Source organism: Bacteroides sp. NSJ-48 (genome assembly GCF_014287405.1).
Taxonomy (GTDB): domain Bacteria; phylum Bacteroidota; class Bacteroidia; order Bacteroidales; family Bacteroidaceae; genus Bacteroides; species Bacteroides stercoris.
This window is the reverse complement of the sequence record NZ_JACOOD010000047.1, coordinates 15,227-27,420: the sequence shown is the minus strand read 5'-3', so window position 1 is coordinate 27,420 and position 12,194 is coordinate 15,227. Positions and strand designations below refer to the sequence as shown.

The following is a 12,194-nucleotide window of genomic DNA, read 5'->3' as shown; positions in this document are numbered from 1 at the left end:
GATAGAATTATGTGAGAAAGCACCGAAAAATGGCAATAAGAATGGCATATGAAGTGGTCATGTCCTATCATCTTCATATGCCATCTTATTTTTTAGGGACATTTACTGAATATCCCTAAAATAGAAAAGACTATGAAATTTATTTTGAGAATTTTATATTGTTAAACAGAGGTGTCAAAACATCTCTAAAAATCTCGGACTTCATTTTCTATTTCTTCGGGTACCTTATCGCAGCGTTCAAATTTTTGTACATCTGATGGAGTATCTTTTATAGTCCAAATCATGGAAGTGGCCAAAAGATTGGTTACGATATAGGAATTAGCCCATTCACCATTGCCGAAATCATAGTTCCCACTAATGATATAGCCTAAATCCTTTTCTTTCTCAATTTCAAAACTACCCGTCTTGAGATTAGAGTACATACTGCTAAACTTATCATACATTTTATAAGTCTTATCCTTGCGGCTGAATGTAATGTAGCAATAACTGCCTTCTTGCAAGGGGGCGCCGTTCCATTCCACTAACTTCCAGGTCCCGTCCAGATTAGCGGCTGTAACGTCCAATGTGGCCAGTACTTCCTCGTCATCGTCACAGCCTGCGAAACAGAAAAGCGTCAAGAAAAGCGTCATTATTCTGAATAAGGTTTTCATATTTCTTGTTTTTATTTTTTTAGTTTTTAATAATTACTTCTATCGTTTTTTCCGAAGGTTTGCCTATCACACCATCTATAATGAGAGAAAGATGTTTCTCCTCAGTATGGAAGCTGGGCAATTTTGCCTTATCAAGTGTTATCACAAGATCACCTTCCTGTCCGGGAGCAAGTACCGCAGGCTCGGTATAGAATTTTAGGCATGAAGGTAGCAGTAAAGCATTCAGTTTGAGCGGATGGTCTCCACTATTGGCACATGCTATGCGCTCAATGGTTGTCTTTCCTGCTCTGCTGAATGACACCTGCTTGCGTGTAAGCCGCAGATGTCCCATATTTTGAGGCAGGTGCTTCCATTCATCAGACGAACTGACATAGCCGCATAGTGACAATCGTGCCACAGGTGAAAAATCGGACAGATCGGTATATACCAATGCTTCTGCATCAATTGTGCCTGGTCTGTTCTTGGGATGAAAAGTCAGACTAATAATACTTTCCTCATTGGGCGCCAATGGCTTTTTGCTGAATCCGGCAGCAGTACAACCACACGTAGTAGTAACTTTGTTCAACGTAATGGTTTGCTGACTTACATTCTGAAAACGGAAGTATACGGTTTTGGGCTGACTTTTTTCATTTAGAGTACCTACCGACAGGCGGCACGTATCAAAATGAAGAAACTCCCCGGCTTGCTCCAACAAAACTGGATGTACCTTGGCTTCTATCTCCTCACGGGACATTAACCGCCATTCCTGCGCTTTTATTACAGGAATGGAACCGGTTAACCCGCTCACAAAGAGTGTCAGTATCATCAACTGTCGTTTCTTCATGTCTATTTAATCTCTCAATTATAACCAGCCATTCTCACCAGCATTTTTACGAACAGTAATGGTTATTGTCTGTGATTTACTGCCAGCCTGGATAGTCACAGTCGTACTACCGTCTGCAACGCCATTTACAGTCAATATTGTCTTGTCTACACTTATAGTTGCGATATTTTCATCGGCAACGGTACAACTGTAGCTCAGGCTTTCTCCATCTATAAAATAACGGGCCAGATCAATAGATGTACTTTTTCCCGTTGCCAGATATACATTTGGCACAATCATGTCTGAACCGTGATTACCAATAGCCTTGAGCAATGCACCGGCATCTACCAGCCTACCCATTTTTCCTTTACGCTCTACCAGATTCATCAAAGTTGGAGGAGCACCAAAAGTTGTGTGATTGTAATAATACAGTTTTTCCCCTTTTTCATCGTAGAAGTTATAGAACTGGTCATTGGCAGTTTCTTTCATCAGTTCAATGAACTCCGCTGCCTTGAAATGGCGACGCTCTTTCACTGCATACGACAGACCCAGGGCTGCTACACCCGATACGTGGGGACAAGCCATGGAAGTACCTTCCATATAGGCATAGTACGGTTGTCCGTTCTTGATACCTGTAGAGAGTATCAGACCTTGCGTTTTCCCTTCCCAGGCAAACTGGTCGTCGGATACTCCTGGCGTGCCGTAGTAATCGCCGTCACCGCCTGGTGCACAAAGAGTAATCTCTTCACCATAGTTGGTATAGCTAGACGGAGTATAGTCGGCAGCAATGGCGCTGACAGAAATACATTTCGAATAGCCTGCAGGGAATGAAGAAGAAGGCGCATATTCGTTACCTGAAGCAAAGATAGCCAAACCACCGTCTATCACTCCGTTGGGTGAACCGGCATTGTGGATGAAGTAATCCAGTGCTTCCTTTTCCAACGGATACTGGTTTACCCAGTCCTGCTCGTCTTTCGGTCCGGGAGTATAGCCCAACGCCTCGTTAGCATCCGGTGAGTTGTAACCCCAGCTACACTGCAGAATCACAGCACCATTGTCAGCAGCATACTTGATGGCTTTTGCTTCGGCTGCCAAGGTACATCCATACGTACCGTCGAACAGTTGGCAGGTCATAATCTTAACTCCTGAATTTTCTGTTCCGTCACCACCAGCAATACCTCCTACGCCTTCGTTGTTGTTATTTACTGCTGCAATGGTTCCTGCTACGTGAGTACCGTGACCGGTATCTTCTGCAGATGTCCAACTGATTATTCCGGTATTCTTCACAAAGTTATAGCCGTAGCGGTCGCCTTTATAGCCATTTCCGTCCTTGTCTTCAGTAGAACCGACTTCTTCGGCCTCATTGGTCCACATGTTGCCAATCAAATCCGGGTGGTTCCACATTACACCTTCATCGAGTACTGCTACAATGATGGATGGGTCTCCTTTACAAAGTTTCCAGGCTTCGCCGCAATTTACGTCTGCACCGGGAAAGGCTTCGGCACGTCCCTTTTTTTCAAAATCATAATCACCTGTATTCTGGTAATGCCATTGGTGTTTCAGTCCCGGGTCATTGAAGGTTAGTCCTTCGCTGGTTCGGGTCACATGTTGCAAATCGTTAGCCGAAAGATACAGAGGTTTTTTCTTCGGGTCGTAGGCACGTTGAATGGTAGGGTTACTTTGAATCTTGGAGATTTCACCCAGCTTTCTGAGTTTCCGGGCAGCTTCTTTCAAGTCGGTGTCTTTGTCAAAGCGAACGATATACCACAAGTGCATACCTGCTTCACGGGTACGTTTTTCAGTTTTAGGATCTACCGGGAACACTCTTTCAAAGTGATAGGCACCCAGGATGTTGAGCACCTCATCGGTAGAAGGAATACCCGAGCGGGTGGATATCCCGCCAGCACGCGTCAGTGTCTGGTCCAGGATATCACTCATTTCAGGAACAAACTTGATGAGTAGTTCACCGTCTGCTGCTCCCATCGGAATTTCAATTTCAGGGACTTGCGGAGTGGTGCTATCGGTCACCCATTCGTTGTCCTGGCAAGAAATAGCCGTCAGGGCACATGCAAGTGCATAGATATATATTTTCTTCATAAGTTACTTCTTTTGTTCTTCTGGTTTTAATGTTTCGTCTTCTCCTTCCACTTCATATTTCTGTTTGTATAAAGGATAAGCATCGAAGTAGTATGTAAAGCTACTTGGTTCATCGCTGAATTTTACCGGTGTTCCCTTGGAGTCTTGCCCCATTTCTTGCTGATTGAAAATCAGTACTTCGGGGAACCAATCCAACAGGTGCGGATGGAAGCGCAACCATTCGGGTATTTTACCTGTAAAGAAGTTCAGGTTCAGTGTCAGTCGCTTCATGTTTGGCAGAATCTTTGGAATTTCTGGATGTTTGAGCAGATAGTTCAATGTATCACCATATTGTTTCAGATCATCTGCCTGCCAGCCTGTTCTGCCTTCGTAAGTAGGCAGAGTACCTTCCAGATAATTATAAGAAAGTACCAGCTCTTCCAGATTATCCCACAAGAATAGTTGGTCAATTTCTGTTGGATTCTCGTCCATATTAATATGGAAGCCCAGTTCTGTGTCTTTGTTATATTGAGAATCTTTCAGATTGCTTACTGTCCAGCGGCGGTTACCGCTAAATATCAGACTTTTCAGTTTTGGGAAGTTGTTTTGAGTCAATACAGCGGGTACACCGGTGAAGTTGTTGGCGCTCAAGTCCAGGCTTTCCAGTGAATTTCCCAGTCTGTCGAAATCTTCAGGCAGTGACACCAGACCATAACCGCCAATCTGCAGGTTCTTCAGGTATTCCAGTTCGCAGATATGATTTTCCAAATCGATGCTCAGCAGCATGGTGTTGGCATTGCCGTATACTTGGAAAGTTTCCAGGTATTTCAGGTATCTTACTTCTTGCGGAAGGGATTCTTTGGTAGTAATGGTACCGAAGTTTACTGAACGGACGCGGCCTACTGCTTCCGGACCCGGCAACTCCTTGTCTGTCCGTTTCCATAAGCTTACGTTATCCCAGTACATCATGTTTTCGCTGGAGTTGATGGCGATATCCGAGGCCAGACGTTCGTGTATGGTAAGGATAGCCAGTGAGTCTCCGGCTCGATCGTCAGTAATCACCGGCGAAGCAGCCTGAGTCACCAGAATCGGCGTAATCGCTACTTCTTCTGCAGATTTTCCGTTCTGTTCCATCGGTTCGAAGTTGATTTTAGCCCGACGTTCTATCCATTCCGGATTCATTTTCCAATCAAAGCGTACCTTGTAGGTTTGTGGGCGGGCACTTTCCAGATTGAATACCGGTTCATTCTTCTTTTCTAAAGAAATCCAGTTTTCCAGTGTCACACCCTCTTCGGTCGTGGTGAGCCATTCGTAGGCAATCTTGAAAGAAACATTGGCAGTAATGATTGCTTCAAAATAACGCTTCTCATACACGTCTGAAGCTTTGAGGTTAACTTCTGCCTCTTTTACGTGAATCATTTTGCCATAGCCCAACTGAGTAACTGTGATTACCTTGGGAGCTTGTCCTTTCGGTATGAAGCGGATTTCTGCTTCACGCACTTCGTTCTTCAGAGCCTCGTCAATGGTGATGACACACTCTGTGTTGCCGAAACCATTGGCCGGCGAAATGCTCAACCACGGTTCGGATGATTTGGCCACCCATTCGCCTTCCGAGCTTACGGTGACCGTCTCCTTGCCTCCTTCTGCATTGGCAGCCACTTCAGTCTTGCTCAGACTGAAGCCGCTGACAGCAACATTGTCCTCTTCGTCATCGCAAGCGGTGAACAGACCCAAACAGAGGACTAATCCTAATGCTATTTTAAGTAAATGTTTCATTTTCCTTTTTTATTTAATCCAATAAATAATCGCATCCCTGAATGTTCTGCGTCTTGTCATAAATCAGTTGGTATTGACCTGCTTGGATATACGGACATACCTGAGTCAAATCAATAGAGATGTTCGGATTGTCCTTGATTTCGAAGATACGGATATACGGTGAAATGGTATCTTCAATCTTGCGCAAGTCGTTAGAGCCGATAAAGAAGGCCATCAGGCTGGGGCAAGTGTACAAGCCGGTAGGCCATTGGCTCAAGCAGCGGTTACCGCTTTCATCACGTTGATGACGGATACCAAATACGGTCAGACCTTTACAGTTCAGCGGAGCAACCGGGAATTCAGCGAACCGGTTGTAGCTGAATTCTATGCCATAGATATAAGGCATGTTTTCCGGTACGAAATCTTCAAAAGGAATCTCTTTCAGTTTGTTGAACTGAAAGTCGAGACTGGTCAGCAGGTGAGAGTTCGGACCTACCAGGTCACCTTCCTTAATAGTAGTCATACCGTTGGCCTGCAGAATCAAGATGCCCAGCGGAGAACCTTTTTTGATGATCACTCCAGGGAATTTTTCCAGATGGTTGTATGACAAATCCAAATTGTTGGTGTTCACACCGCGGTGGTTGTCATCGTTTTGCATACCGGTTATTTCATTGTGTGCAAAGCTGACAGAGCCGATGACATACTTCGACTTCGCGTTGAAGATATCAGGCATTTTGGTCAGCTTGTTGTAAGTACAAGTGAATGATTCCATGTCGTAATATCCGCAGAAGTAACCATCCTCTGTTGTGTTGATTTTATTGATTTGGTTGTAGTCCAGATATACCTTGGTCAGGTTGATTTCCTTGCCGAATGCGTTAACCTCTGTTATGGAGTTGTTGGTCAAGTCAATCAAGCCCAGTTTTTCCATCTGGCTCAGATGTTCGTAATCCGGCATTTCTTCCAGATTATTATAGCCCAGATAGAGCACTTGGATTTTCTTGCCGCTCTTTCCTTCGATGAACTTTTTCCAGTTATCCAACAGTACATCACCTTCAATTTTCTGGTTGCAAGCCACGTTCAGCATCTGCAGTTCGGGCAATTCGAAGAGCATGTTCATTGGAAGAGAGGTCAGTTCCTTGCAGTTATAGATTTCCATGTCTGTCAGCATGGTGAAGTTGTTCCAGTTCCAGTCATTTTCTTCTTCTTCGTATGCTTTGCGGTAAGCAGATTCAGAGTCATCTACCAATTTCATGCAGAAATTATCTGCCACGATAGGAGAGTTGGCAATGAAGAAGTTTTCCAGCTTGGTGCAGCGCATCAGGGCTTTAGAGATACCTTTGATGTTGTTGGTCAGGTTACCGAACTGTACGTCCTTCTTGTCAATGCGGTTACTTTTCTTGATAGGTTTGAAGTCAGGGTTGGCATTGATACCGTCAATCAGAATTTGTGAGAGGTTCTCGCGGATGTCACGATACAGGAATTTCTGTTCATAATCCATGCGGATTCTTTGACGTTGTTCTGGAGTCATGGTAGTTCCTACGCCTTCAAACAGGTGTCCACCAATGAGTTCATCGTGAGCACCGAGGTTCAGGATGCGCAGCTCGGTCAGCTGGCCGATAGCATCGGGTACTACACCATCGGCACCGAATCCGGAAATTACGAGCGATGCCACTCGACCGTTGTCCAGCAACTGTACGCCAGGCTGGTCACCCCACATGTCGATTTCCTTGTCGAAGTTCCAGTTACAGCCCATAGGAGCTGCTTCACCGTAGTATTTCCAGTTGGGCCCGTTCAGTTTTTCCCAGATCTCTTTCAGTGCCATGTAGTCCTTCAAATATTCAGCTGTTGTACTCAACTGGATGGGTACAGTGGCTTCTGACTTTTCGTTATCTTTCACGAAGAAGGTTTCTGAAGTAGGTACGGTAGCTATTTCCAGCAATTTGCCGGAATCGCATTTCTTGTCCGAGTAAGTAGAGTAGGAACTGATTTGGTAGCTACCAGTTTTCAGCCATACGGTAGTGTCGCAGAGGGCGTAACCGTCTTTCAGGTTTTCCACATACTTCACTTCCACTTTTTCAATGGTAGTCAGTTCTTGTGTAAAGAGATTCTTTACCGTGATGTTGATACCCTTGATGTTCGAGAACGGATAATCTTCGTAGCCTTCCGCTGCACGAGATGCTGCTTCTGTTTCCGGCAATCCATGTTTAATCAGTTTGAAGTTGACCAATCCGCGAGCTACAGCATCAGCAAACAGTTCCTGTACTTTCAGCCCGCCAGCCATTACGTTGAACTTATAATCGTTGGGGGTACCGGCATAAATTTCGTTATCCAGTTTGTCGTACAGATAGTAACCAATCAGTTTATAGTTACCTGCCAGCAGTTCCAGTTTGTCACTGCGCAGACCAAACTCTGCATTTTCAGCACTATAGCTGTTGAGCATCAAGGTTTGTTCAATGGTGTTTCCGTCATACAGCATCACCACCTTGATTTTTTTGGCATCGTTCAGCTTATCCAGCATGTCGGTGCCTCTCGTCTCTGTTCCCTTGATAGCAACCGATGCGCTCTTATAGATTTTGAACTGCACATAGCCGAAGGCGGTCTGCTGCAATTCATCATCGTCATCGGAGCAACCGGCGAATACCATTGTCATAGCCAGCAGGAAGATGAACAACGGAGCGAAACATGTTTTAAAGAATGAAATATATTTGTTCATTTATCTTTTGTTTTTATTGTTTTACGGACGAACCAACAGTACGGTAACTTTCTGCCATAAAGCATCTCTGATGACTACAGTCAGCTCACTTTCAATGTCTTGGCAACCCCACAGATCAATAGCAGTGGTAGTACCATCTTCTGTAGCAGAACAATACTGTTCTGTAACGTCTTCCTTGTCTAATTTTGCTATAAATGAATTCACTTCAAAAGGAACGTTTATTCTTACAGAATTACATTCGCTGGCTTTGATGGTGAATACTTTGGCAGCCTGCCATTCACTTTTGTAGAAGTCAGCTTCATCACCTGTAATTTCTGTACATTCTACTGTTTTGCCATAATTTTCATAATATTGGCTGATGATTTCTATAGCTTTCTCTTCTTCGTCACCGCCAGATGATTTTTGCTTTTTCTGAACAAAATTCATCAGCAAGTTGCTTTCTGTATATTCATATCTCAATTCTTTCAGAGCGGGCATACCTTCGCCACTATCTGTGCTTACAAACAAACCATAGTCCTTGTTTTCAGGATCGGCTGCGATTTTGTCGTACAATGCTTTCGGGAATACGAATACATAACCTGTACGTTCGTCCATACCACTTTCTTCCGTGTCTAAGGGAGTTACCGTTACTCTAGCCTTACCGGATTTAGCATCCTTCACTTCCAGTTTCATCCAAGCAGATTTGTCATCGGCCAGCATCACTTCGTAGCCGGGGTTACCCTGGAAATCGGTGTATTCTTCTACATAGATCGGATAGAACTGGTCGTTCAGTGCAGTGATAGTAAATTCCACAAACTTGTTGTAGCTACTGGATTCACTGCTGCCTGAGATACCTTGATTGGTCTGAATGAAGCTCTTGCCATCCAAAGAAACTTCCCAGTTCCATGGTTTCGGTCCATCATAGTTCATGGCTTCAGCGTTCATACCCTTGTAATTAACTGTATAGGTAAATACACTCTTGCCTTCCTCATCCTGGAAGTTGAGGTCGCCTTTCTGTGCATATTTGCTGAAGTCAGGGCGGTTTTCAATCACCTTGATGCCGAATAGTACAGCCTGGTTGGCAGCACCTATCACTGAACCGCTCTCGATAGTCATCCATTCCGGACGGTTGGTAGCGGCAAAGCGGAAGTTTGCTTCTGCTTTATATTGGATGTAGTTGTCGTATCCGGCTTCGATACCTTCTTCTGCCGATACTTCCACCCATTCATCGCCTGCACCTTTTTTATAGAGTTTGAACGTACGTCCGGCTGCATTACGGGTTACTTCAGCCAACACAGCTTCCTGTCCGTTCATACTGATAGTGATGGAAGCAACGGTCGTATTATCATAGTCCTGACCTTCGTCAGAGATACCGATGGTTACGGTTTGTTTACCAGCCTTGCCCGAGATGGAATATTCCTTCACACCCTCTGTAGCTTTGGCAGCCGGAGTTCCTTCCGTAATAAAATAACACCATGTGCTGGAGGAAGTCAGCGTCCAGTCGGCTACAGCATCAAATGTCAAGCTTTTAGTCTCACTGGCTGCACCGCCAATTGTTTGCTTTTCAGGGAAGGTTACAGTTGCTACGTTGTCATCCTCGTCGTCGCAAGCTGTTACGGCAAAAGCCATCAGCAGACTGATGAAAAACCATCCCAACGTAAATTTGTTCTTTTTCATCTTATTCTATGTTTTTTTGTTTCTAGTAAATTATTTCTTTTCAAAATCTGTTTTCACCGTTTCAGATACCAGCATGCTGCCTTCCAGATACAGCCTCTTGGCTTCATCGTTGCTTATCCATTCAATGGCGCTGGCAAAAGTTCCTACTACATTGTTGCCAGCCATGCCCGGTACATACAGTGTGAAGTACTGGAAGATGAACTGTTCGCAGGTACTGTAGTAAGATACACCGCTGCTAGATTGATAGAGGTGGAGATAACCATCGCCGTAGTTGGTGCCGAAAGCCTCGGCTGTAGAGGCAAAGGTCTGTTCATCCATTTCAATCAGCGGATTCAGGATGTCGTTTGTCGTGAAACGGATTTTCACATTATAGCCGTCGTAGAAGAAGTCCTTCATGATAATGGTGTTTTCTTCTTCGGGGTCGATGATTGCCTTGATCAGACGGTTATCTACGTTGGGCATAAATTCCTGCATATAGGTAGAAGTCAGCACAGCATATCCGTTGAAGAGGTTGATGTCGAACGGACAGCATTTCTGCAGGATAACCTTGGCTTCATAGCTCTTTTCATACAAATCCCATTGGTCGGCTTGCTGCGTGAGCAAACGCAGGGTGAGCCCCAGCGAATCGGTGGCTGCGATGGCATCGTAATTACCGCGGATGCGTACGTTGGCAGCCCGTTCACCGGCCTTGATGGTGATGGTGTTTGATTCAATGGTATAGTGTTTTCCCTCAATGGCGTTGCTCTTTTTGTCTATAACCTCTACGGCTACCGTGCGGTCATAGCTGCAGGCTTCTGTAGCGGCTACAGGAATATCGAAGACTTCTTCGTTGTTCTGTACGGCCAGTACAGTGAGCGTATCCGAGAACAGGATATAGTTTGGACCTTCGTAGCTGGGGCGCTCTGCATCGCCGCAACTGGTGATGGCGCACATCAGCAGTGTCAGCATGCTCATCAGTCCGTAGTTTATCTTTCTCATTGTTATACTTATGCTTTATAAATGATGAATCTATTCTTATTTATTGCTCTCGTTGGGCTGAATCTGGCTACCCGGTGATTCCAGTTCATGTTTCGGAATGGGCCATACAAAGCGCACGTCATCCGCTTCAATCTTCAGCGAACTACCGTTGGTCAGTGATTGTTCCTGCGGTTTGCGTTCGAAGCCTTTGTGCCAGCGTTTCAGGTCTTGCAGGCGGAAGCCTTCCATATACAATTCGCGTACACGTTCTTCTTCGATAATTTCCAGCCAGTTTTGTGCGCTGACCGAGATACTTCCGTTACCGCCTTGAAAGCGGGCACGACGTAAATCGCTGAGGTCTTTGCTGGCACCGCTGTAATTCTTCTGATTGGCGCGGGCTTCTGCACGAATCAGGTATTGCTCTGACAGACGGAATACTTTCGGCATACATATATGCAACATATTCTGAGCTATGAAAGATTCATTTCCGAAATATTTGGCTACCAATGGCCACTGCAGTCCGTGCGGATAACCGGTAGGCTGTGTCACGAAGTTGGCTGCAAAACGCAGGTCTTGTTCTGAATAGAGGTTCAGTACCCAAGTTGCCGGTACATAGTCGGGTTTAAAGCTTTGGAAATCGTAGTTGAAGAAGATCTGACCTAAAGCGCCGCCGTAGCTGCTGATTGTCATACCCACTTTCCAGATAATCTCGGTACTTTCGTCATTCGACCACATATACTGATAAGCGTTCTGTGAGCTGGTTATCATATCGTTCACATTGGACAGTTTGTAGTATTTGCTGTCAATCACCTTGGAAGCGTATTTCTCAGCGTCTTTCCAGTTCTGCATGTAGAGAGCCACACGTGCACGAAGTGCATAGATGGTGTATTCACAGAAGTAAGGTGTGCTGTAAAGAACTCCATCGAAATCATCTTCCAGCTTCAAGTACTCGGCTGCTCTTTCCAAATCATCCAGAACAAACTGATAAGAGGCTTCCAGTGATGAACGGATGGTAGGTTCGTCACCATCGTAGTGCGACTTCAGTACCACACCCAGTTCGTTGGCTGCTGTAGCCGGGTCGTAAGCCTTGCAGAAGAGTTTAATCAATTCTGAATAAGCCAGTGCGCGGGCAAAGTATGCTTCTCCACAGTATTGGTCCAGACGATCCAAGTCATCGTCGTTAGTAGTATTCTGACGTACTCGGTCTACGTTGTCCAGCATAAAGTTACAGCGGGTAATAACGTTGTAGAGTCCGGCATATACCGATTCATATTCGGGTTCCGTAGCCAGGATATTCCAGCGCCATGTATTACCAAACTGGTTGGAGTAGCCGTTCACGGCATAAGCCAAATCCGCCTGGATATCCGGCAGTAGGGTCAGATAGCCACTGTATAACGCTCCGTTCAGCCAGGAAGCGTAGATACCAATTATGGCCTGGTCTACTTCATCCACAGTGGTGATGGCCTTGTCAGCAGGCACCATATCATCCGGATACTTGTCCAGACAAGCAGTGGTGCTGAATACCAGAGTGGCCATGAGCAGATATATTTTTATATTTTTCATTTTTCGTTGATTCGTTAATTAA

At 45.1% G+C, this 12,194-nt stretch carries 8 protein-coding genes; all 8 read right to left on the bottom strand.

The window, feature by feature from the left end:
• Positions 1-185: 185 nt before the first annotated feature.
• Genes H8S52_RS16755 through H8S52_RS16720 form a run of 8 tightly spaced genes read right to left on the bottom strand, consistent with a single transcriptional unit; the run spans position 186 to position 12,172 of the window.
• The gene (locus H8S52_RS16755) at positions 186-650 is read right to left on the bottom strand and encodes a lipocalin family protein (RefSeq protein WP_117856722.1); all 465 of its coding nucleotides are present in this window, start codon (positions 648-650) and stop codon (positions 186-188) included.
• 19 nt (positions 651-669) lie between these two features.
• Positions 670-1,473 carry a DUF1573 domain-containing protein gene (locus H8S52_RS16750; protein WP_117985620.1) on the bottom strand — a complete coding sequence of 268 codons (804 nt, stop codon included), beginning with the start codon at positions 1,471-1,473 and terminating at the stop codon, positions 670-672.
• Between the two features lie 18 nt (positions 1,474-1,491).
• Positions 1,492-3,549, bottom strand: a complete 2,058-nt coding sequence (locus tag H8S52_RS16745) for a subtilase family N-terminal domain-containing protein (RefSeq protein WP_117985619.1) — start codon at positions 3,547-3,549, stop codon at positions 1,492-1,494.
• A gap of 3 nt (positions 3,550-3,552) precedes the next feature.
• Positions 3,553-5,304: a BACON domain-containing protein gene (locus tag H8S52_RS16740; RefSeq protein WP_186910255.1), complete on the bottom strand. Its 1,752-nt coding sequence runs from the start codon at positions 5,302-5,304 to the stop codon at positions 3,553-3,555.
• 13 nt (positions 5,305-5,317) lie between these two features.
• Positions 5,318-7,996 carry a DUF4458 domain-containing protein gene (locus tag H8S52_RS16735; protein ID WP_186910254.1) on the bottom strand — a complete coding sequence of 893 codons (2,679 nt, stop codon included), beginning with the start codon at positions 7,994-7,996 and terminating at the stop codon, positions 5,318-5,320.
• Between the two features lie 21 nt (positions 7,997-8,017).
• Entirely contained in the window at positions 8,018-9,652 is a 1,635-nt protein-coding gene (locus H8S52_RS16730) for a DUF5003 domain-containing protein (protein ID WP_186910253.1), read from the bottom strand.
• A gap of 30 nt (positions 9,653-9,682) precedes the next feature.
• Positions 9,683-10,630: a DUF4984 domain-containing protein gene (locus H8S52_RS16725; protein ID WP_117667041.1), complete on the bottom strand. Its 948-nt coding sequence runs from the start codon at positions 10,628-10,630 to the stop codon at positions 9,683-9,685.
• A gap of 36 nt (positions 10,631-10,666) precedes the next feature.
• Positions 10,667-12,172 (bottom strand): RagB/SusD family nutrient uptake outer membrane protein, encoded by a 1,506-nt coding sequence (locus H8S52_RS16720; RefSeq protein WP_128129268.1) that lies wholly within the window; start codon positions 12,170-12,172, stop codon positions 10,667-10,669.
• Between the last annotated feature and the right edge of the window lie 22 nt (positions 12,173-12,194).

Coding starts and splice junctions, on each gene's coding strand:
- H8S52_RS16745 (WP_117985619.1), bottom strand. CDS start 3,549: ATGAAGAAAATATATATCTATGCACTTGCATGTGCCCTGACGGCTATT.
- H8S52_RS16750 (WP_117985620.1), bottom strand. CDS start 1,473: ATGAAGAAACGACAGTTGATGATACTGACACTCTTTGTGAGCGGGTTA.
- H8S52_RS16755 (WP_117856722.1), bottom strand. CDS start 650: ATGAAAACCTTATTCAGAATAATGACGCTTTTCTTGACGCTTTTCTGT.
- H8S52_RS16735 (WP_186910254.1), bottom strand. CDS start 7,996: ATGAACAAATATATTTCATTCTTTAAAACATGTTTCGCTCCGTTGTTC.
- H8S52_RS16730 (WP_186910253.1), bottom strand. CDS start 9,652: ATGAAAAAGAACAAATTTACGTTGGGATGGTTTTTCATCAGTCTGCTG.
- H8S52_RS16740 (WP_186910255.1), bottom strand. CDS start 5,304: ATGAAACATTTACTTAAAATAGCATTAGGATTAGTCCTCTGTTTGGGT.
- H8S52_RS16720 (WP_128129268.1), bottom strand. CDS start 12,172: ATGAAAAATATAAAAATATATCTGCTCATGGCCACTCTGGTATTCAGC.
- H8S52_RS16725 (WP_117667041.1), bottom strand. CDS start 10,630: ATGAGAAAGATAAACTACGGACTGATGAGCATGCTGACACTGCTGATG.